Raw genomic sequence first — 21,138 nt, 5'->3', positions numbered from 1 at the left:
CCCGGGCCCCGCCGCGGCAGGCGTCCGCCGGGCCGGCCCGCGCCGCGATCGTCGCCACGGTACTGGCCCGGCTGGGGGATACTCGTTCCTCCGGACCGGGCGCGGCCATGGCCGCCGGCCAGCCGACCGCCGCCGACAGGGCGGGGGTCGAGGCGGCCCTCGGCGAAGCGCAACAACGCGTCGCGGGGGCTATTGTGGCCCTGGCCGACGCGCTCGCCGCGCTGCGCGGGCCCTCGCCGGTGCGGGCGGTGACGGCGGCGTTGGACGAGGCCGGGGTGACGCTCGGTGCCGGCCTGACGGCGCTGTTCGGCGCCTGTGAGCTGCCCGCGCCGGCTGACCTGGCTTGCCAGCTGGCCACCCGGACGCTGGACGCGCTGGGTCCGGACCACTCCCCCGCCTGGCGGGTCGGGCAGCGCAGTGGTCCGGACGGCCACCGTCCATCTCCCGCCCACGCCGCCACACCGGCCCCCGTCCGGGCCGGGCAGCGCTCGGGCTGGACGCCGTCGAGGTCCGGCTGGACGCCTTCAAGGTCCGCGGAGTCGCCGGCCGCCGCGGTCGTCCGACTGATGCGCGAGACCCAGGCATCGGGCGCGGACGCGTTCCGGCTGCTCGTCCGCTACGTCCCGGACTGGTCCGGGACGGACGACCTGCGCCGGGCGGTACTCGCCACCGGGGCCCGGCCGTACTACCGCGCGCTGACCGCGGGGGGTGCTCCCGGAGTCGACCCGCAGCGGCGGCACGCCGTGCTGCGCCAGCTGCTGGCGCTGTACGCCCGGGCCGGGGCGACGGGGAGCGCCGGAGCCAGCAGCGACGGCGAGTTGCGGACCCTGCGCGACGAGCTCGACAGGCGACTCGCACCGGCCGGGACGCGCACCGAACAGCAGGACGAAAGCCGGTCCGGGCGGCTCAGTCCGGCAGCGGCGTTTCTCGCGGCCTGCGGGCCGGGCCGGCCCGACGCCGCCCGGGCCTTCGGCCTGCTCGCGCGACACGTGCCCGACTGGAGCGCGGACCAGGATCTCTATCGCGCCCTGTGCCGCTGGGGCGCGTCCGGAGCAGTCGACGACAGGGCCCAGCCGAGCCGGACCCAGCTGGCGACCGCCGCGGAGCGGTACTTCCACGGGGCCCTGCACGGCACCTGGTCCGACACCGGCGGCCCCCAGCCGGCGGACCTGGAGCGGGTGACCCGCCGCCTGATCGCGCTCTACTTTCCGACCCTGCCCGAGCACGCCCCCCACCCCGAGCGACCCGGGCAAGCCGATCTGCCGGACCGACTCCACCAGCCGGATCGAGCCGAAGGCGTCCGGCTGCGGGCGGCCACCGAGTTTGCCCGCACGGTCGAGGCCTGGATCGTCGCCGCGATCGCCGAGCATGGCCCGAACCGGCGACGGCGCCGCTCGTTCGGGCTGCCCGTGCCGCCCCTCACGTTCACCCTCGCCACCGCCACCTGGGCAGCCCAGCCAGGGCCACGGTGAGGCCGTGCACGGGCTGGGGACAGCGGCGACCGGGCCGGCAGGGCCCCTCCCCGACCGCGCGTCGGGCCGCGCATCCTGGCCGCGGGAGGCCCGCCGGTGCGCCGTATCGGCATCCGGGCCACCGTCTGGACCGGCGCCGTCGTGCGGTTCGCCCTACTCGAGCTCGGCGGAGTCTGAAACAATGACCCGAACCCGCGTCCGTGTCGGTGTCGCGACACGGACGGGACCTGCGGCGCCGCGGTGCCTTTGGGTATGACAGAAGACACCCGGCGACACGTCCGACAGCGTGATCGTGAATGGTTCGGCGAGGACGGAGGCCATGGGTAGCTCGCTGGTGCCGATCATGCTCATTGTGGTGCTGCTGGTGGCCCTGGTGGTCTTTCTGGTTCTCAACAACCGCCCGGCCCGCCCCAGCGGTCAACGTCGCGGCCGCGGGCTGGACCGGCAGCGACATCCGTCCGGGGCGGTGCCGATCCGGGAGACCGCGAGTACCACGAGTACCACGACGCCCCCGCCCGCCGCCGACGACCTCGCCGACCAGCCGGGTGCGGCGCCCACGATGGCCGTCCCGGCGGGGTCGCCGGCCAGCGTTCCGGCCGAACCATCGGCCGGAGGATCGCCGACGCCCGGCGTGTCCGGTTCGGTCGACACCGGCTTCGACCCGCCCGACGGCACCGCCGACTCATGGGACGATCACGGCACCTGGGATACCGGGGCCACGAGCCAGGCCGCACGGTCCGAACAGTCGTCCAGGCGGCAGGAGCACAACGACAGCGGCGGCAAGGCGGGCGCAGCATGGGGAGGGGACGTGACCGCGCAGGTGCCACACAGCGGATACGACGAGGGTCGGGATCCGGATGCGACCGGTTGGACGCCACCGCCGGCCACGCCGCCGCATCAGCTGTCGCCCTATGAGGATGATCGGGAGAACGCGACCCGGTACTTCGACCCGGTGACCGGCGAACACCCGCTCGGGCCGCCGTTGACGGCCCAGGCCGGCGCGCCGGCCGCAGCCGTGGCCGCACCTGCCGGGTCGGGCGAGGGTGCGCCGGTGGCAGCGGTCGTCGCGGGCACCGGGCCCCGGTCCGCAGCCGGGGTGGACCCGCGTTGGGAGAGCTCCGCCGCGGCATCGACGATCTCCTCCGGTCCGGCCCGGGAGCAGGCCGCGGACCTCATCGCGACCGAGCCCGAACAGACCACGGCCGCCCCGCTGCGCCTGGCCGCCGCCGGCCGGACCAGGCGGGGCAAGCGCGGCGGCCCCAACGAGGACGCCTTCGTCGTCGTCGACGGCCTGCTCGCCGTGTCGGACGGAGTCGGTGGCGAGGCGGCCGGCCAGATCGCCTCGACCCTGACCGTCACCACGGTCGCCGGCTTCCGCCCGCAGTACGCCGATGATCCGCTGATCGGCCTGCGCCGTGCGGTCGAACGAGCCAACCGTGAGGTGCGTCGGCGGGCCCGCGAGGAACCGACCTGGCTCGGCATGGCCTGCACGCTCGACGTCGTCATTCTCGGCCGGCAGCGGAGCACGGGCGAGTTCCTGACCGTTGCCCACGTCGGGGACAGCTCGGTCTGGCTGCAGCCTGGGCGGGGCCGGCCCCGCACGCTCACCACGCCGCACGCGATCCGCAACGGCCCGCTGCTCAACGCGGTGGGGCTGGCCGACGAGATCGAGGCCGACATCTTCAGCGAGCCGGTCCGGGCCGGGGACCGGGTGGTCCTGGCCAGCGACGGAATCACCAAGGTGATGACACCGGAGCAGCTCGACGGCCTGCTCGGCGAGCTCGGTTCCGAGCCACCCGAGCGGGCCGCTGACGCGCTGGTCGAAGCCGCGCTGCTCGCCGGGGCCCGCGACGACACCACCATCGTCGTCGCCGACCTGGTGTCCGAACCCGCCGGCAGGTGACACCCGGCCGGCAGGGGCACCGGCCACATCCCGCGACGGCGGCACCGCTCGCCCTGGCCGGCCGGCTGGCCCGGTGGCTGCGCCACCATCTGCTCGCCGTGTTCGCCGTACTCGGCATCGTGGCCTTCACCCTGGGCCTGATCGGCGCCTACCGGAAGTTCCACGCCGATCCGCACACGTTCAGCTGGCCGAACGTGGTGTTCTTCGCCGCCACCCTGTTCATCGCGGACGGCACGATCTTCCAGGACCTCGGTCACTACCCGCTGTCGCTGGAGATCGCCCGCTTCCTCGCACCGATCGCCACCGCCGTCGGCGTCGCCGACGCCGTGAGCACCGTCTTCGCGCAACGGTTCGAACGCTTCCGGGCCCGCCGCGCCCGGTATCACGTTGTGGTCTGCGGCAGCGGTCCGACGGTGACCGCGCTGATCGACCGGCTGTCCCGGTCCAGACGGGTGGTGCTCGTCGCCGAGGACGCCGAGCGGGAGTACCCGGACGCCGAGCTCCCCCCGGGCCTGCTGCGGGTCGTCGGCGACCCGGTGGAGCCCCTGGTCCTCGCCCAGGCGGGCGTCGCGCGGGCGGACGTCGTCTACGGCTGCCTGCCGGACACCTCCTCCAACCTGGCGATCGCGCTGGCTGCCCGCCGCCTCGCCGCCTCCCGGGCGGACCAACCGCTGCGCTGCCTGGCCCAGGTGGGGGATCTCGCGCTGATCCCGCACCTGCGCGCCCGCCGGATCGGACTGAGCGACGACACCGGATTCCGGCTGGACTTCTTCGCCGTCGAGGTGCTGGGCGCACATGCCATGCTCGCCCGGCACCCCCCGAGCTGGCTGGCCGCGGACCCCACGGCGGGCCCGCCCGCACCACCCGGTCTGGCGCCGGCCCCGCTGATGGTGCTCGGCCTGTCCGGACTCGGCCGGGCTCTCGTGCTCGAGCTGGCCCGTCGCTGGTCGTCCTACACCGGCCCGAGCGGGCCCCTGCTACCCGTGGCCGTGTCCGATCCGGCCGCCACCGCCCAGCTCGCCGCCCTGCGGGCCCGCGAGCCGGCGCTGGCCCACATCCACCTCACCGGGCACGACACCCCGCACGGCGAGCTGACCTCGGCCATGCTCACCACACCCCGACAAGACGGCCCGGACGGCCCGGATGGGGTCGGTGCGCCGCCGGAGTTCGTCTACGTCTGTCCGGACGACGAGGAACAGGCCCTGCTGTGCGGCCTGGACGCAGCCCAGCTGGTCAACGACCGGTTCGGCGTCGGCCACAGCACCGTCGTCGTGTGCACCGATCGTCAGCTCAGTCTGCAGGACGTCTTCGGCCAGCCAGAATCGGCGCGCCTGACCCCGACCACCCCCCGCCCCCTGCTCGAGGATCTTCAGGGTGGCGTACGATTTTTTGCCGTGAAGGACGAGGCGCTACCCATCGATCTCGGCGACACCGACCTGATGGAACGGTTCGCGCAGGCCACCCATGCCCGGTTCGTCGCCGCCGAGCTGGCGCGCGGGGCGGCGCTGCACTCCCGCCGCTCGATGGTCCCCTGGGACGAACTGCCCGACGACCTGCGCGACTCCAACCGTGACCAGGTCGCCGGCTTCGGCGAGATCCTGCGCGCGCAGAACCTGATGCTGCTGCCCGCCGGCGCCGCCGACACCGACTTCGCCTTCACCGAGGCCGAGATCGAACACCTCGCCCCCCTGGAACACCAACGATGGCTGCGGGAACGGACCGCCGAGGGCTACCGCCTCGGCCCGGTGCGCCAGGACAGCGGCTCTGACCGTCGGCATCCCGCCATGGTCGGCTGGGACGCACTCACCGACGTCGACCGCGACCGCGACCGCGAGGTCATCCGCACCATGCCGATGATCCTCGCCGAGGCGGGTCTGCGCATCGTCCGCCTCGACGAGCCGACCTGAGCGCGATTCGGGGGGTCAGGCGATGCGCTGGTCGACGGGACAGTCGAGGGCGCTGGCTCGGGTCAGGCCGTCCACGGACAGGCGGGCGGTCAGGCGCACCGGACCGGGGGCTTCGGTGACGATGCCGGTCCAGCCGCCAGCTGCGCGGAAGACGCAGGCCTGGCCTTGGGCGAGCTGCCAGTACGGGGTGTAGTGGACGAGCACCGTGGCGATGCCGGGAGCGCGGAAGTCGACACCGACCGAGCTCACGCCGAGTTCCGTGAGGCTCGCGGGGCCCTGGACCAGACCGGGTGAGTCCTTGACCAGCCACACCTTCCAGTGCGCGTCCTGCCAGGCGAGGTCGAGGTAGGGCAGACCGGCGCGCAGCAGGGCGGCTTCGGCGACGGCGGAGGGGTCGAGGTCCACGTCGGGCAGGGCGACGTAGCGGATGCCGCGGGCAAGCAGCCAGCGGTGGTAGGTCGCGGCACTCAGCGTGCCGTCGTAGAACAGGGAGTTGTACAGGCTGTCGAGCTGGCGCAGCCAGCCGCGGGCCATCGGCACGGACGGCGCGACGTAGCGGGCCTCCCAGTGCGCCTCGGTGAACGGGACCTCGACCCGCCCGGCGGGCACGGGGGTGCCACGGTCGAGATAGTCGAGCAGACCGGTGTAGTAGCCGGCCTTGGCGGACGGGTCGCCCCGGGTAAGCAGGGCACCGTGGATCGGGCCGATCTGCCAGCCGATCAGCGGGATCGCCACGACGGCGAGCACCCGGCGGCGGTCGGCGAGCAACAACGCCGCGGCCGGCCCGGCGAGCAGCGTCGCCGGGCGGGTGATGTTCCCGCCGATCTGGGTGGGCACGAAGAAGAACAGCGTCGCAGCCGCCGCCCACAGCAGCAGGCCGTACCGGATGGCCCGCGCCTCCCGCGGGACGACGAGCAGGCCCACCCCGATCAGCGCGAGCAGCGACAGGTAGGTCACCGCGGGGAACGGCTGGTAACCGTCCTCGGGGAAGGCGAGCGCGACGATGATGCCGGCGAGGGCGCCGACGAAGGGGACGACCCGCCGCCAGCCGATCGTCGGCAGCAGCGCGATCCCGACCAGCAGCACGAATCCGGCGGCCAACGGCGAGGCCAGCGACGACAGCACCGCGCCGGCCCAGGCCAGGCCGCTGCGCCGCTCCCGGGTGCCGAGCAGCGCGAGGGCACCGAAGGCCATCCCGAGCGCGAACGGCATCCGGCCGACGACGAGGTTCGCCACCGTGGCCGCCGCGAACCAGACCAGCACCAGGTCATGCCCACCGCGGGCCCGTGGCCCCCGCAGCAGACGGGTGACGATCACGGTGGACGCCAGACAGGCCAGCGCCCCCAGCAGCTCCGCCCCGAGCAGTGCACCCAGCGGGGGGAACAGCACACTGTACCCGGGTATCGTATGTCCGCCGTACCATTGATCGTCCCAGAGGACGGGCCCTCCGTGGCGGAACAGCCACACTCGGTATTCCTGGGCGGGTGTGTCCGGGCCGGTCACCTTCAGCCCCAGGCACAGTAGGCACAGGGCGGCGGTCAACGTCCACGGCCAGCGGCGGACGATCGCGGCCACCACCAGCAGACCGCGGACGAACCGCCCGCGCCGCTGCGGCGGCTCAAGCGCGAGGAAGGGGGTCTGGGCAGGTGGAGCCACCCGAGGCCCGGTCTCGCCCACCGGCGCCAGCCCCGCCGGCGCCGTCTCCGGGAGCATCGGCCGCCCCGGGCGCTCGCTCTCCGGTGATGCCCGCGCGTCGAGCGGCAGATCCGCAGGATCGGCGGCGGACGCCGCAACGGGACCGGCGGGCAGGGACGGGCCGGTCGAGGCGAGGGCCGTCACGCGCGTCCTCCCCAGCCATCGCCGACGGTCCATCCGCCGTGCCAAACCGATCATCTCCCGGCGCCGTGCCCTCCGGCGAGCGGGTGACGAGCACCGCACCGCCGGCCTGGATTCTCGGGCTGGTGGTCGCCGGTGCCCTTGCCGCAGCCACAGCCATGATCACCGAGGGACGACTCGGACCACGTGATCCGAACGTCACCGACCCGACATCCTGGTGGGGAATTCTCCCATCGGCACCACCGGGCGAGACCACGAGGGGCGTCCTGGCGGGCCTGTCCGCCCTGGGAATCATCGTCCTGTGTGCGTGCTGGGGTGCGCTTGCGTTCGCCGCCCTGGTCGGGCGGGTGTCCGCCCGGACGGGGCTGCTCGCCGCGCTTGTCTGGACCCTTCCGTTCGCGGTCGGTCCGCCCCTGTTCAGCCGGGACGTCTACGCCTACGCGGGTCAGGGTGAGCTCGCCCGCCTCGGTCTGGACCCGGCCACCCACGGGATCGCGCTGCTGACGACCGCCGGTGCCCCGGACGGATCCGGGGCGGCGTTCGTCCGCGCCGTCGACCCCCGCTGGACGCTCACGCACAGCCCGTACGGCGGGGCGGCGGTGGCCCTGGAGAAGGCCGCCGCGGTGGTGGGCGGCGGACCGGCCGGAGCGGTCGCGGCGCTGCGGGTGCTCGCCGTGGTCGCGGCCCTCGCTCTGATCGCCGGCTCGCTGCGTCTGGCGGGACGTTCGCCCCGGCGCCGGGCGGCCGTCGCGGTGCTGGTCGCGGCCAATCCGGTGGTCGGCGTCCACCTCGTCGGCGGGGCCCACCTCGATGCCGTCGCCGCGGCCCTCGTCGTCGCCGCGCTCGTCCTGGACCGCGCCGGCCACCCGGCCGACCTCTGGCCGGCCGGAAGCAGGCAGATCGACAGCGGACAGGCCGAGAGCAGGTCGGCCGGTGACGGGTGGGCCGTCCTGGTGGGCGCCGGGGCGACGGGGCTCGCCGCGCTCGCCGGCAACGTGAAGGCGACCGTGCTCCCGGTGGTCGTCTGGCTGGTCATCGCCCATCTGATCGTCGCCCGGGGGGCGAGACGACCGGTCCGGGCCGGCGTGATCCGACTCGCGGCGGATGCCCTGGCCGTCGTGGTGGTCACGGCGCTGTGCACGGCCGCCGCCGGATTCGGGCCGACCTGGATCCATGCCCTGTCCACCTCGGGTGCCCTGAGCACCGGCATCGCCCCCGCCTCACTGCTCGCCCAGACGGCCGACGCCGTCCTCGACCTGATCGGCGTCCATCCCACGGCAGGCACGACGCTACGGGTATCGCGCGGGCTGTGCCTGGCCGCGGCCGCGGCGATCCTGATCGGACTGGTGCTGCGTGCCTGGCGCCAGCCCCGCACGTCCCCGTCGGAGGACGGACCCGGTCAGGGCCGGCCGCCCGAGCCCAGCGAGGCCTCGCCCACGGTAGCCCGGCCCGACCTGGCCGTGGTCGGTTACGGCGGGCTGGCGGTGGCGCTGGCCAACCCGGTCGTCTACCCCTGGTACGTGGCGACGTGCCTGCCGGCGCTGGCCATCCTCGCCGCCGTGCGCGCCGAGGCCCTCGTCTCCACGGCCACCGCGCCGCCAGGGGGAGCGCAGCCCCGGGAAGCGGCGGCCGACCATGACGCGCCCCCGGCCACCCCGGCCGGCGGGGGTGACCGCAACGGCGGCAGCGGCATGGTCGGCGGGGCAGCGGTGGGGAGCGTGGTGGTGTCGGTGTGGCTGTGTCTGGCGACGCTGTCGCCCCTGGCCGCCACCTGGCGGCTGCTCGGGGCGGGCGGCGTGGCGCTGCTTGTCACGGTGTTGGCGCTGGCCGGGTTGGCGGCGGGACGAACGGTGCGGGCGGCGGCGCGGCGGCAGCGGCCCGCAGCGCCCACCAGCACACCATGATCAGGAGAAGGTTCCGGGCCACCAGCAGCACGCTGAGCACGATCCGTCCCTGGACGACGTCGTTGTACCGCCAGGGGTAGATCAGCTGGGACGTCGCGGCGGCGGCCACCAGGCCCGTCCCCACCCGCCCGAACCGATCGCACCATCCGAACCCGGCGAGCCGGCTTCTCCCACGTCCAGGCGGTTCGACCCCAGCACCAGCACCAGCTGCGTCACCAGTACCACCGACGGCAACGCCAGCGGTGGCCAGGGCCAGCAGCCAGACGAGGTACTGCGGGCTGAGCACCCGGGCGGTGACGACCACCACCAGGACCAGCGCCAGCGCCCGGCCCGCCAGCAGCCGCGCGGTCGCCTGGCCGGTGGTTGACGGCGCGGGCCGCCGCCACCACCACAGTGCCGCCGTGACGATCACCAGGGCCTCGCCCAGCGAGCAGGCCGTCGCGACCGCCCGGGCCCAGGGTCCGTCGAACTGCAGGGAACCGTAGGAGTACCGCGGCCCCGGCCCACCTGCCATGTGGACGAGGACGAACGGGGTCGCCGCGACCGCCTCCACCTGCAGGCCGCGCGCCTGCTGGGCGCCCACGAAACCGAAGGCGTCCCGCCACCAGCCACTCGCCGCGAGCACGACGCCGAACGCCACCACCGCCCCCACGACCCCGCCCAGCACACGGCGCAGCCGCACCCAGGACCACGCCCCCGGGTTCGCCCCCGGGCGGGGCAGGGCGACCAGCAGCAGGACCGGCCAGACCTTCAGCAGCGCGCCGACGCCGAGCGCGAACCCTGCCCGTCCGGCACGTCCGCGGGCGACAGCGAGCACCGCGGTCAGCGCCGCGGCAGCCGGGAGCAGATCGAAGCGGGCCAGCGCCACCGGGCCGAGCGCGGTCAGCCCGATGATCCAGAACCAGGCTGCGTCCCGCGCGCGACGGGCCAGGCAGACGGTGACCGCCGCGTCCACCAACAGGATCGCGACGACGAACGCCACCCGATAGGACAACATCGAAAGTGTGTGCGCGAGCTCCGGCACGACGAACGCGACCGCGGCGCCGGGTGGGTACTGCCACCGGTCGTCCCCGACGGGCAGCCCGCCACCGTGACCGAGCGTGCCCGCCCAGTCCGCGTAGATCCGCAGGTCGCCCTGCACGTTCTGCTGGGCACCGAACGTCTGCCCGGTCAGTACCAGGACGGTGAGCAGCCCGCGGGTGAGCAGCCAGCCGAGTCCCAGCCGCCGGGCACCCCGGCGCGGGCAGCCCGGAGCGGTCCGGGCTGTGGCGGTGGCGTCGGTGGCGCCGGTGGCTGGCCCCGCGACGGCCGACGGACCGGTCGACGGCGGGCGGCGTGGCCCGGGCAGCCAGGCCGATCGGTCCGCTCGCACGTCCGCGAACGTACCCGGGGCCCGGGATGCGCAATGGCTCACCCCGACGCGCTCGGCGGACTCCCACCGGCGTCACCTATTGTTTCCGCCATATCGAGTCACTGCCCATGGCGCGCAACGGAGCATGCCGTGGCCGGCGGACCGGGCGGCGCGTCCGACGGCGGAGGGTGACTCGAAACGCGCCGTGGAGGTGCCTGTGATCCTCGGATCCGGCTCAGCATGGGACACGGCCTGCGTTCAACTGGCGAACGCGGCCCGGCATCTGGGCCTTGACGACGGACTGCACGAACTGCTCCGCACGCCCCGACGGTCGATCACCGTCGCCGTGCCCCTGCTACGGGACGACGGGCAGCTGACGGTGTTGACCGGCTACCGCGTCCAGCACAACCTCGCCCGCGGTCCGGGCAAGGGCGGTATCCGCTACCACCCCAGCACCGACCTCGACGAGGTCAAGGCCCTGGCGATGTGGATGACCTGGAAGTGCGCGCTGATGGGGATTCCCTACGGCGGCGCCAAGGGCGGCATCGCGGTGGAGCCGGGGATGCTGTCCCGCCAGGAGCGCGAGCGGATGACCCGCCGCTACGCGGCCGAACTGGTGCCGCTGATCGGCCCGGAGAAGGACATTCCGGCGCCGGACGTCGGCACCGACGAACAGACCATGGCCTGGATCATGGACACGTACTCGACGCACACCGGCCACACGGCGACCGGTGTCGTGACCGGCAAGCCGCTGTCGATCGGCGGTTCCGCCGGCCGGGCCGGGGCGACCAGCCGCGGCGTGCAGCTCGCGGTCTTCGCCGCGCTGCGCCAGACCGGCCGCGACCCGCACGAGACGACGGTCGCCATCCAGGGCTTCGGCAAGGTGGGCGCGCTCGCCGCCCAGTACCTGCACGACGCCGGCTGCCAGGTCGTCGCCGTCTCGGACGTCAAGGGCGGGGTGCACAACCCGCAGGGGCTCAACCCGGCGGCGCTCATCCGCCACCTGGCTGACGGCGCGGAGACCGTCGTCGGCTTCCCCGGCACGGACAGCATCACCAACGACGACCTGATCGAACTGGGCGTCGACGTGCTCATCCCCGCGGCGCTCGAGGGTGTCATCACCGTCGAGAACGCCGACCGGATCCGGGCCAGGATCATCGTCGAGGGCGCCAACGGCCCGATCACCGCCGAGGCCGACCGGATCCTCGACGACCGGGGCGTGCTGGTCGTGCCGGACATCCTCGCCAACGGCGGCGGCGTCGCGGTGTCCTACTTCGAGTGGGTGCAGGACATCCAGGCGTACTTCTGGTCCGAGGACGAGGTCAACGACCGGCTCACCGCCCTGATGGAGCGCGCCTACGGCGAGGTGGCGATGCTGGCCACGACGCAGGGCATCAGCATGCGCAGTGCCGCGCACTGCATCGGGGTGAGCCGGGTCGCCGAGGCACACCGCACCCGCGGTCTGTACCCCTGACCGTCCGGCGGGCAGCTCCCGGACAGCACCAGGGCAGGTCCCCGGACGGTCCACGACACCTTCCCGAAGGGAAGGAACGGACGGTCCGGGGATCCTGCTGGCCCGTTTCTGCGACTGGCCCGTTCCTGCGACGCGGCGCCATCCCTCGACCGACGCACCACTACCCGTCAACCATGGTCACTTTTTGTGACGCCTTTTTCGGGGTCGCGGGTGTGCAGGATGCACAGGGGTCGCTCTGCGCGGCCCGCGAGCGTCCGACGACGAAGGCGGCGGGGGCCCGGTCAGCTGGCCGGTCCGGGCGGCCTCGGCCGCGGCGGTCGCGGCGACGGCGAACAGCGCGTCCCCGTCGTCCGTCGGCGACGTGCGGCAGCGGCGCCAGTTTCCGCAGCGCTCGCAGGCATGCGTGAGCACTGCTCGGTCCGCGCCGAACTCGACGGCGATCGGCCGCATCGCCCCACCGCAGCCTTCCGCCCGGTCGCCGGGGTTGCGGTCCACGTGCCGCGACCACAGACAGCGCGGGCAGTGGTTGCTGTAACCGTCACCCTGCACGTCCAGCCCGCACTGCAGGCAGGTGAAGTCCTCCTGCCGGCGAGTGAAGCGACGATCCACCACCCCAGCCTAAGCGGCTTCTCGTTACCGGCCGGGGCTGCCGGCCGGGGCCCGGCTGGGCAGGCCATGTGGGCAGGCCATGGGCAGGCCATGGGGACCGCACGTGCGTGGGTGGGACGTGTGGGCGGGGACAAGCGAAGATGTCGGACCGACGGGGTGAAATAGTGGCGGCGAACGACACCGGGCGTGGTTCGTCCACCTTCGGTGGTGTCCGTTGTCCCGCCCGCGTCCCGAGGAGGTAGCACCATGCAGGCCGCCGTTCCCCTGCCCTCCGAACCGTCCGGGCAACCCGAACGCCCCGAGAAGTCCGAACGCCCCGGACAGCCCGGACCGGCCGAGCGCCCCGAACCGGCCGAGCGCCGGTTGTCGGAGCGCGACGCCCGCATCCTCGCCTTCGAGCAGGGCTGGTGGCGCCATCCGGGGGCGAAGGAGGAGGCGATCCGGGCCGAGTTCGGCCTGTCGTCGACGCGGTACTACCAGATTCTCAACCGGCTGATCGACAGCGAGGCGGCGCTGGTCACCGACCCGATGCTGGTCCGCCGGCTTCGTCGGCTGCGTGAGCAGCGTCGATCGGCGCGAGTCGGTCGACGCGACCGGGACGAGGAGTAGCACCCGCATGGCACATGGCACAGGTGCACCGGGGCGGCGGCACGCCCCGGCGGGGCGGGGATCGCGGCTGCGCGGTGTGTGGGCGGGGATCATCGCGATCCTCGCCGTGCTCGTCGGCATCCTGGTCGTCAACCTGGTCAACGGTGAGGACGCCGGGAAGGACCCGAGCGCCCCGATCGCGGCGCCGAGCCGCACCCCGTTGGATGCCGGGCTCGGCACCGCCGCGGTGACGCCCTCGGCCACTCACTCGACCGCACCCACCCGGCGGCCGAGCCCGGCCACGACCGCCCCACCGTCACCGCAGCCGTCGGCCGCACCGCCCGCGGCCGGCCCGGCCGGGCAGCCGGGCGCCTCGTTCACCACCCCGGTCGCGGTGCTCAACAACTCCCGGATCAAGGGCCTGGCCGAGTCGGCGGCCAAACAGGTAACCGATGCCGGCTTCCAGGTCTCGCGGACCGGCAACTTCCAGTCCACCTACAACGTCCCGGTGCCGACGGTGTTCTACGCCGACGGCCAGGCGCAGGCCGCCCAGGCGCTCAAGGACGCCATCCCGGGAATCGAACGGATCGTGCCCCGATCCGAGACCCGCATCGTCGTGGAGGATCCCCTGATCCTCGTCATCACGCGCGACTTCCCCGCCGACCCGGAAAAATGATCGCCTGATCGTCCCGCCGGGACGTCCCATGGTGGGCATGTCCGCCGGAACTCGACTATTCCGACATCGACCCGGGAAGGCCCAGTGACCGAATCCATCCGCCACGAGCCCGCCTACGACCAGGCCGCCCAGCCCGCGCCCCGCACCCCCGCGGGTGGGGCCGGGCTCGCCGCGCTGCTGACCGCACCGCAGCGTGCGCTGGTCGCCCTCGACTACGACGGCACCCTGTCCCCGATCGTCGCCCGTCCCGCCGACGCCGTGCCGGCGCCGGGAGCGGTGGAGGCACTACTGGCGATCTCCCGGCTGGTGGGCACCGTCGCTGTCATCACCGGCCGGCCGGTGGCCGCGGTGCTGGAGCTGACCCGCCTCGAAAAGCTGTCCGACCTCGGGGAGTTCGTCATCCTCGGCCAGTACGGGCTGCAGCGCTGGGACTCCCGGTCGCGGAAGATCACCAGCCCCGAGCCGTTGCCCGGGGTTGCCATCGTGCGCGCGGCGCTGCCCGGGATGCTGCGCGACGCGCCGGCCGGCACCGTCGTCGAGGACAAACAGCACGCCCTCGTGGTGCACGTGCGTCGCGCGGCCGACCCGGACGCCGCCCTCGCCGCTCTCTCCCCCGCGCTGACCACACTCGCCCAGGAGCACGGGCTGGAGGCCGCACCCGGCAAACGGGTCCTCGAGCTGCGCCCCCCGGGGCACGACAAGGGCGGTGCGCTGCACGAGCTCGTGGCCGCCCGCGGCGCCCGTTCGGTGCTGGTCGCGGGAGACGACCTCGGTGACCTCCCGGCGTTCGACGCCGTCCACGACCTGCGGGCGACGGGCGTGCCGGGGTTGACCGTGTGCAGCGACAGCCCCGAGGTACCGAACGTCCTGCGGGAACGAGCCGATCTCGTCGTCGGTGGCCCCGCCGGCATGGTGTCCCTGCTGGAGGTCCTCATCGACCGCCTCGGCAGCTGACCGGCCGGCGGCCCCGGTCTAGGGGCGGGCGGTCAGGGCGGCGAGCTGGTCGGTGAACCAGGTCCGCGGGGGTAGTCGGCCCGCCACGGCGGCGAGTTCCACGGCTCGCCGCCGCCGCTCGGCGGCCGGCATGACCAGCGCCGTGTGCAGGGCTGTCGCCGTCGCCTGCACGTCGAACGGGTTGACCACCAGCGCGGCCCGGCCCATCTCGGCGTACGCCCCGGCCTCCCGGGACAGCACCAGCACCGCGTCGCGGCGCGACAGCGCCGCTCCCTCCTTCGCCACCAGGTTCATCCCGTCGCGGACCGGATTGACCACCAGCACCTCGGCCAGTGACAGCGCGGCGATCGAGCGGGGATAGTCGTCGGTCACCTCGAGGTGCAGCGGGCGCCAGTCGTCCTCGGCGAACTCGTCGTCGATCTCGACGGCCAGGCGCCGCACCGCCTCGGTGTACTCGCGGTACTCGGGCAGGTTGTGCCGCGACGGGTAGGCACACACCAGATGCATCACCTGTCCACGCCACTGTGGTCGGGTCCGCAGCAGCTCGCGGTAGGCCAGCAGGCCCCGCACGATGTTCTTGGACAGCTCGGTCCGATCGACCCGGACGATCAGCCGCCGCCCCCGGGCCAACGCCGCGAGCTCCGCCGCCCGCCCGGCCACATCCGCCTGCCTGGCCCGGTCGCGCAGCTCCCCCACGTCGACCCCCAGCGAATGCACGCCGACCCGGACGGACCGCCCGCCGTCCACCTGCAGCTGACGCGGCCGGACCGCGACCCCGGGCAGGGCCTGGGCGCACTGCTCGAACGCATCGGCCCAGGCATCGGTGAGAAAACCCACCCGGTCCGCGCCGAGCAGGCCGTGCAGGATCTGGCGCCCAACGTCGTCGGGCAGGATCCGGAAGTAGTCCGGCGGCGCCCACGGGGTGTGGCTGAAATGCGCGATGCGCAGGTCGGGACGCAGGCGCCGAAGCTGCCCGGGGACGAGCATCAGGTGGTAGTCCTGCACGAGGACGCTGGCGCCCGGCGCCGCCTCCTGCGCCAGGGCCTCGGCGAACCTGGCGTTGTACGCCTCATAGGCGGCCCAGTCCCGGCGGAACTGCGCGCCGAACACCGGCTGTGACGCCGGCGCGTACAGCAGGTGCTGGACGAACCACAGCACCCGGTTCGCGACCGCGTTGTAGGCCTGATCGAAGATCGCCGGATCGATGTCGAGAATCCGCACCGCGGCCCGGCCGGTGTCGAAGCCGGCCCGGTCGAGCCGGCCGCCGGGTGCCCGGCCCGCCGCCTGCCGGTCGGCCTCCCCCAGGGCCGCGCACACCCACACCATGACGTCCTCGTCCGGCGGTGCGTCGGCGGCCGCCTGGCCGAGACCGGACACCAGACCACCGGCGCCGCGGCGCAGCAGCAGCTTGCCGTCCGGGCCCTGGGAGAACGCGACCGGCCCACGGTTCGAGGCGACGAGGACCCGCGCCGTCCCGACCGGTGCAGGTTCCGGGGGCGCGCTGTATGTGACGTCCGACATGTGTTGCACACAGCGGAGGGTAGGCCATCTGCGCCGCCCTGAAGACCCGCTCCACAGCACCGCCCGACCAGCTCTCCTTCAGCTGGCCAGGGCCTGGCGTACCGCGCTGGCCCAGCCGGCGCCGACCGAGCCGTCCTCGATGACGACGTTGTCGTACTTCGGTAGCAGCTCCTTGATGTGCGGATGGCGCAGCGCGTTCGCGACCAGGTGCATCTGCCCGACGTGCGCGGCCATCTCCAGGTCGCTCGCCGAGTCGCCGATCGCGATCGCCTCGGCCGGGGACAGCCCGCGCCGCCGCAGGTCGTAGGCCACCGCGTCGCCCTTGCCCACACCGTCGGGCACCAGGTGGTAGACGTGCGGCTGGCCGCCGAGGTGCGGCATGTGCGACGGCGCGATCAGCCCGTTGTCGCGCATGCTCAGCCAGCCGAATCCGATCTCGACCAGCCACGCGTCGACCTCGGCGACCTCGATCCGCCCACGCAGCATCACGTCGATCTCCCGCCCGGCATGCCAGGGCGTGTGCAGTTCCAGCTGCCTGGGATGGCGTTCGATCAGCCGGTCCAACAGAGCCGGGGGAACCTGCTCGCATTCGGGTGGCATCGCGCCGCGCAGAACCGCACTGTCCCGCCCGTGGTTCCAGCCGACGATCGCGCCGAGTTCGCCGATGAACCCGTCCGCGCCGAAGATCTGCGCCGCCTCGACCAGCTGCGGTCGCGTCCGTCCACTCACCAGCACCAACAGGATGCCGGCGGCGTGCAGCTCGGTGAGCGCCCGGGCCGGCTCCAGGGTCGCCTCCCCCCCTTCGGCGAGGAAGAAGCAACCCCTGGGCCCGACCATCGTGCCGTCAAGATCGGTGTAGACGACGCGAACACTCACTGTCATGTACTCCCTGGTCTGCGGACGGTCTGCGGATGGCCCGTGGCTGGCCTTCTGTGGCACGCTGACCGGCGCGGCGCCCGACCGTGAACCAGGAAACATCGGTGCACGATCTCCCGCACACGGTCTACAGTACGGACAGACAACTTCATCTGGCTCATCCAGAGGGGCAGAGGGAACGGCCCGGCGAAGCCCCGGCAACCACCCGCACGCTGTGCGTGCGCGGCAGGTGCTAATTCCGACCTGTGGCAGGTTGCCGCGGGAAAGATGAGGAGCTCCTCCATGACTCTCGCACCCGAGCGTGCCGCCGCTTCCGCCCTTGACGTCGCGAATCCCGCCGTCGGGCTGTCCTGTCGCCACTGCGGAGCCACCTATCCGCTGTCGCCCACGCACGTGTGCATCGAATGCTTCGCCCCGCTGGAGATCTCCTACGATCCCGACCTGCTGCGCCGGGTCACCCGCGAGTCGATCGAGGCTGGCCCGCACAACCTGTGGCGTTACGTCGGGCTGCTGCCCGCCGGCCACGACCCGGCCCGCCGGGTCTCTCTCGGCGCCGGGTGGACGCCTCTGCGCCCCGCCCCGCGCCTGGCCGCCGAACTCGGGATGAAGACGCTCCACGTCAAGGACGACAGCGCCAACCCGACCCACTCGTTCAAGGACCGGGTCGTCTCGGTTGCCCTGTCCGCCGCCCGCGAGCTCGGCTTCACCACGGTGGCCTGCGCCTCCACCGGCAACCTCGCCCAGTCCGTGGCCGCGCACGCCGCCAGCGCCGGGCTGCGCTCGGTCGTGCTCGTCCCGCACGACCTCGAGGCCGGCAAGACCGTCTCCACCGGCGTCTACGGCGGCACCCTGGTCGCCATCCAGGGCACCTATGACGACGTCAACCGGCTGTGCAGCGAACTGGCCGGTGAATACGAATGGGCGTTCGTCAACGTCAACGTGCGCCCGTTCTACGCCGAGGGCTCCAAGACGCTCGGCTACGAGGTGGCCGAGCAGCTCGGCTGGCGGCTCCCTCAGCAGGTCGTCGTGCCGATCGCGTCCGGCTCGCTGTTGACCAAGGTCGACAAGGCCTTCGGTGAGCTCGGCAAGCTCGGCCTGGTCGAACCGACCCCCTACCGGGTCTTCGGCGCCCAGGCCGCCGGCTGCAACCCCGTCGCCGCCGCCTTCACCCGCGGGGTCGACACCGTCGCCCCCGTCCGTCCGTCGACGATCGCCAAGTCACTGTCGATCGGCAACCCCGCCGACGGCCCCTACGCCCTGGACGTCGCCCGCCGCACCGGCGGCGCCATCACCGACGTCACCGACCCCGAGATCCTTGAGGGGATGCGTCTGCTCGCCCGCACCGAGGGGATCTTCGGCGAGACCGCCGGCGGTGTCACCGTGGCGACCCTGCGCCGCCTGCTGCGCGAGGGCCTGCTCGATCCCGAGGCCGAGACCGTCATCTACAACACCGGTGACGGCCTGAAGACCCTCGATCCCCTGGTCGAGACCGGCGGCCCCACCGCCACCATCAAGCCCTCCCTGCGTGCCTTCGAAGCCGCCGGCCTCGGCGACGACTGACGCCGATCCCCCTCCCGCAAACCACCGGTCCGCCGGTCCAGCATCGACCCGTCCGGCATCGACCCGTCCGGTGTCGACCCGGCGCCGACTACTCCGGCCACTATCAGTTCCTGTCGCCCGCGACTCTCGGTGCCCGACATCGGCCCATCGATACCGAGTGTCGTCACGCGGAAGCTTTTCGAAGCGAATGGAACATGGAGTGGACATCTGAACACACGATGCAATCGGTCATGCCGGCGCCCGGTCCGAAAAAGGTCCGCAATGTCGCCTGCCTGCATGACTGAGCGGCTCGCCGTCTCTTCTACAGGGCTCGGTGTCCGTTCGTTTCGTCCCGCACAGAGGACAGCGACGGTCCGAGGGCGGACGCACGACGTGCGTCGGGAGCAGGGGTCCGTCGGGAGCACAGGGGCCAGGGCACGGAGCATCGAGGGTGGCGGGATGCGGGATGCGGGGCGGACAGCGGCGGGAACAGCAGGGAACGAGCGGTGGCACGGCCGGTTGCGGGGCGGTGCGGGGGCGAGAACAGCCGGCGGACGCGGGCGCGCCGACCGGCACGCGCTTGCACTCTCACTAGTCGAGTGCTAAACATGAGCTGGCACTCTCATGCAGGGAGTGCCAAGGCTGAAACGGCGAGGCTACCCAGTCCTCCCGGTCGTCATGGTGGTTTTCGGCACCGGGCCGGAGCTGGTGGGAGCCGTCCGTCGCGGGCGTCGTTGTGGCCAGGCCATCGAACCTGCCATCCCACTGGGAGGACCCAGAAACCATGCCGAAGATCATTGCCTTCGACGAGGAGGCTCGGCGCGGCCTGGAGCGCGGCATGAACCAGCTGGCCGACGCCGTGAAGGTCACGCTCGGCCCCAAGGGTCGCAATGTCGTGTTGGAGAAGAAGTGGGGCGTCCCCACGATCACCAACGACGGTGTCTCCATCGCCAAGGAGATCGAGCTCGAGGACCCGTACGAGAAGATCGGCGCGGAGCTCGTCAAGGAAGTCGCGAAGAAGACCAACGACGTCGCGGGTGACGGCACCACCACCGCGACCATCCTGGCCCAGGCGCTGGTCCGCGAGGGTCTGCGCAACGTGGCCGCCGGCGCCAACCCCCTCGGCCTGAAGAAGGGCATCGAGGTCGCGGTCGAGCGCGTCTCCGAGGAGCTGTCCAAGCAGGCCAAGGAGGTGGAGACCAAGGAGCAGATCGCCTCCACCGCCTCCATCTCGGCCGGCGACCCGGCGATCGGCGGGCTCATCGCCGAGGCGCTGGACAAGGTCGGCAAGGAGGGTGTGGTCACCGTCGAGGAGAGCAACACCTTCGGTCTCGAGCTTGAGCTCACCGAGGGCATGCGCTTCGACAAGGGCTACATCTCGCCGTACTTCGTCACCGACGCCGACCGTCAGGAAGCCGTCCTCGACGACCCGTACATCCTGATCGTCAACAGCAAGATCTCCGCGGTCAAGGACGTTCTCCCGCTGCTGGAGAAGGTCATGCAGACCTCGAAGCCGCTGGTCATCATCTCCGAGGACGTCGAGGGCGAGGCCCTGGCCACGCTCGTCGTCAACAAGATCCGCGGCACCTTCAAGAGCGTCGCGGTCAAGGCCCCCGGCTTCGGCGACCGCCGCAAGGCGATCCTCGGTGACATCGCGATCCTCACCGGTGGCCAGGTCATCTCCGAGGACGTCGGCCTCAAGCTGGAGAGCACCTCGCTCGACCTGCTCGGCCGCGCGCGGAAGATCGTCGTCACCAAGGACGAGACCACCGTCGTCGAGGGTGCGGGCGACCCCGACCAGATCGCCGGTCGGGTCAGCCAGATCCGCAACGAGATCGAGAAGTCCGACTCGGACTACGACCGCGAGAAGCTCCAGGAGCGCCTCGCCAAGCTGGCCGGCGGCGTGGCCGTCATCAAGGTCGGCGCGGCCACCGAGGTCGAGCTCAAGGAGAAGAAGCACCGCATCGAGGACGCGGTCTCCAACGCCAAGGCCGCCGTCGAGGAGGGCATCGTCGCCGGCGGTGGCGTGGCGCTCCTGCAGGCCTCGATCACCGCCTTCGAGAAGCTCGACCTCTCCGGCGACGAGGCCACCGGCGCCAACATCGTCCGCCTCGCCCTGGAAGCCCCCATCAAGCAGATCGCCTTCAACAGCGGTCTCGAGGGTGGCGTCGTGGTCGAGAAGGTCCGCAACCTGCCCACCGGCCACGGCCTCAACGCCGCCACCGGCGAGTACGTCGACCTGATCGCCACCGGCATCATCGACCCGGCCAAGGTCACCCGCTCGGCGCTGCAGAACGCCGCGTCGATCGCCGGCCTGTTCCTCACCACCGAGGCCGTCATCGCCGACAAGCCGGAGAAGAACCCGGCCCCCGCCGTCCCCGGCGGCGGCGGCGACATGGACTTCTGAGACTCCTCCAGTCTCGGAACGTCACCTCGGTAACACTGGCTGCCCCGGCCGACCCGGCCGGGTCGGCCGCACCGGAGCGGGGCGGCGCACCACCCGTACCGCTCCGATTCAGCACGAATGG

Annotated in this window: 14 protein-coding genes, 1 pseudogene and 1 riboswitch; of the genes and pseudogenes, 10 read left to right on the top strand and 5 right to left on the bottom strand. The window is 72.9% G+C overall.

The genetic code is table 11. The features are described from left to right. The 3 genes and pseudogenes from ND747_RS22560 to ND747_RS22550 all read left to right on the top strand — a co-directional run. Window positions 1-1,472, top strand: a pseudogene (locus ND747_RS22560) (hypothetical protein); the annotation flags it as partial. Between the two features lie 319 nt (window positions 1,473-1,791). Next, window positions 1,792-3,375: a PP2C family serine/threonine-protein phosphatase gene (locus tag ND747_RS22555; RefSeq protein ID WP_251736147.1), complete on the top strand. Its 1,584-nt coding sequence runs from the start codon at window positions 1,792-1,794 to the stop codon at window positions 3,373-3,375. Then, window positions 3,372-5,282, top strand: coding sequence for an NAD-binding protein (locus ND747_RS22550; protein WP_251736145.1), 1,911 nt, complete (start codon window positions 3,372-3,374; stop codon window positions 5,280-5,282). The genes ND747_RS22555 and ND747_RS22550 overlap by 4 nt, the downstream gene beginning before the upstream one ends. Window positions 5,283-5,297: 15 nt before the next feature. On the opposite strand, the gene ND747_RS22545 is transcribed toward ND747_RS22550, so the two are convergent. After that, complete coding sequence (locus tag ND747_RS22545; protein WP_251736152.1) at window positions 5,298-6,995, bottom strand: hypothetical protein; 1,698 nt, start codon at window positions 6,993-6,995, stop codon at window positions 5,298-5,300. Between the two features lie 209 nt (window positions 6,996-7,204). Here ND747_RS22545 and mptB point away from each other — a divergent pair, with 209 nt between their 5' ends. Then, window positions 7,205-9,022, top strand: a complete 1,818-nt coding sequence (mptB, locus tag ND747_RS22540) for a polyprenol phosphomannose-dependent alpha 1,6 mannosyltransferase MptB (protein WP_251736144.1) — start codon at window positions 7,205-7,207, stop codon at window positions 9,020-9,022. On the opposite strand, the gene ND747_RS22535 is transcribed toward mptB, so the two are convergent. Beyond that, a complete protein-coding gene (locus tag ND747_RS22535; protein ID WP_251736142.1) occupies window positions 8,928-10,394 on the bottom strand; it encodes a glycosyltransferase 87 family protein in 1,467 nt (488 codons plus the stop codon). The two genes, mptB and ND747_RS22535, sit on opposite strands and share 95 nt — an antisense overlap. A gap of 196 nt (window positions 10,395-10,590) precedes the next feature. Here ND747_RS22535 and ND747_RS22530 point away from each other — a divergent pair, with 196 nt between their 5' ends. Further along, window positions 10,591-11,847 (top strand): Glu/Leu/Phe/Val dehydrogenase, encoded by a 1,257-nt coding sequence (locus ND747_RS22530; RefSeq protein WP_251736140.1) that lies wholly within the window; start codon window positions 10,591-10,593, stop codon window positions 11,845-11,847. Window positions 11,848-12,024: 177 nt separating this feature from the next. Here the strand turns inward: ND747_RS22530 and ND747_RS22525 are convergent, their stop codons facing one another. Further along, on the bottom strand, window positions 12,025-12,456 hold the full coding sequence (locus ND747_RS22525) for an RNHCP domain-containing protein (protein ID WP_251736138.1): 432 nt from the start codon (window positions 12,454-12,456) through the stop codon (window positions 12,025-12,027). Between the two features lie 246 nt (window positions 12,457-12,702). Here ND747_RS22525 and ND747_RS22520 point away from each other — a divergent pair, with 246 nt between their 5' ends. The 3 genes from ND747_RS22520 (at window position 12,703) to otsB (ending at window position 14,674) form a co-directional block, all read left to right on the top strand. After that, window positions 12,703-13,065 carry a DUF3263 domain-containing protein gene (locus ND747_RS22520; protein WP_251736136.1) on the top strand — a complete coding sequence of 121 codons (363 nt, stop codon included), beginning with the start codon at window positions 12,703-12,705 and terminating at the stop codon, window positions 13,063-13,065. Between the two features lie 7 nt (window positions 13,066-13,072). Continuing rightward, window positions 13,073-13,720, top strand: coding sequence for a LytR C-terminal domain-containing protein (locus tag ND747_RS22515; RefSeq protein ID WP_251736134.1), 648 nt, complete (start codon window positions 13,073-13,075; stop codon window positions 13,718-13,720). 84 nt (window positions 13,721-13,804) lie between these two features. Beyond that, window positions 13,805-14,674 carry a trehalose-phosphatase gene (gene otsB, locus ND747_RS22510; RefSeq protein ID WP_251736132.1) on the top strand — a complete coding sequence of 290 codons (870 nt, stop codon included), beginning with the start codon at window positions 13,805-13,807 and terminating at the stop codon, window positions 14,672-14,674. An 18-nt stretch (window positions 14,675-14,692) separates the two neighbouring features. On the opposite strand, the gene ND747_RS22505 is transcribed toward otsB, so the two are convergent. Beyond that, on the bottom strand, window positions 14,693-16,195 hold the full coding sequence (locus ND747_RS22505; protein WP_251736130.1) for a trehalose-6-phosphate synthase: 1,503 nt from the start codon (window positions 16,193-16,195) through the stop codon (window positions 14,693-14,695). 78 nt (window positions 16,196-16,273) lie between these two features. Further along, the gene (locus ND747_RS22500) at window positions 16,274-17,071 is read right to left on the bottom strand and encodes an HAD hydrolase family protein (protein ID WP_251736150.1); all 798 of its coding nucleotides are present in this window, start codon (window positions 17,069-17,071) and stop codon (window positions 16,274-16,276) included. A gap of 154 nt (window positions 17,072-17,225) precedes the next feature. Further along, a riboswitch (SAM riboswitch) is annotated at window positions 17,226-17,345 on the top strand. Between the two features lie 8 nt (window positions 17,346-17,353). Between ND747_RS22500 and thrC the strand changes: the two genes are divergently transcribed. Next, on the top strand, window positions 17,354-18,631 hold the full coding sequence (thrC, locus tag ND747_RS22495; protein WP_251736128.1) for a threonine synthase: 1,278 nt from the start codon (window positions 17,354-17,356) through the stop codon (window positions 18,629-18,631). A gap of 763 nt (window positions 18,632-19,394) precedes the next feature. Further along, window positions 19,395-21,017, top strand: coding sequence for a chaperonin GroEL (groL, locus tag ND747_RS22490; protein ID WP_251736126.1), 1,623 nt, complete (start codon window positions 19,395-19,397; stop codon window positions 21,015-21,017). Window positions 21,018-21,138 lie beyond the last annotated feature (121 nt).

It is taken from the genome of Frankia sp. R82 (assembly GCF_023716925.1).
In the GTDB taxonomy this organism is placed as follows: Bacteria; Actinomycetota; Actinomycetes; order Frankiales; family Frankiaceae; genus Frankia.
Note: the sequence above shows the minus strand (reverse complement) of the source record. Positions and strands in the feature narration are given on the sequence as shown.

What these genes read in the sequence shown, in the direction of transcription:
- ND747_RS22555 (WP_251736147.1), top strand. Translation starts at nt 1,792, where the DNA reads ATGGGTAGCTCGCTGGTGCCGATCATGCTCATTGTGGTGCTGCTGGTG.
- ND747_RS22545 (WP_251736152.1), bottom strand. Translation starts at nt 6,995, where the DNA reads ATGCTCCCGGAGACGGCGCCGGCGGGGCTGGCGCCGGTGGGCGAGACC.
- ND747_RS22520 (WP_251736136.1), top strand. Translation starts at nt 12,703, where the DNA reads ATGCAGGCCGCCGTTCCCCTGCCCTCCGAACCGTCCGGGCAACCCGAA.
- ND747_RS22515 (WP_251736134.1), top strand. Translation starts at nt 13,073, where the DNA reads ATGGCACATGGCACAGGTGCACCGGGGCGGCGGCACGCCCCGGCGGGG.
- ND747_RS22505 (WP_251736130.1), bottom strand. Translation starts at nt 16,195, where the DNA reads ATGTCGGACGTCACATACAGCGCGCCCCCGGAACCTGCACCGGTCGGG.
- thrC (WP_251736128.1), top strand. Translation starts at nt 17,354, where the DNA reads ATGACTCTCGCACCCGAGCGTGCCGCCGCTTCCGCCCTTGACGTCGCG.
- groL (WP_251736126.1), top strand. Translation starts at nt 19,395, where the DNA reads ATGCCGAAGATCATTGCCTTCGACGAGGAGGCTCGGCGCGGCCTGGAG.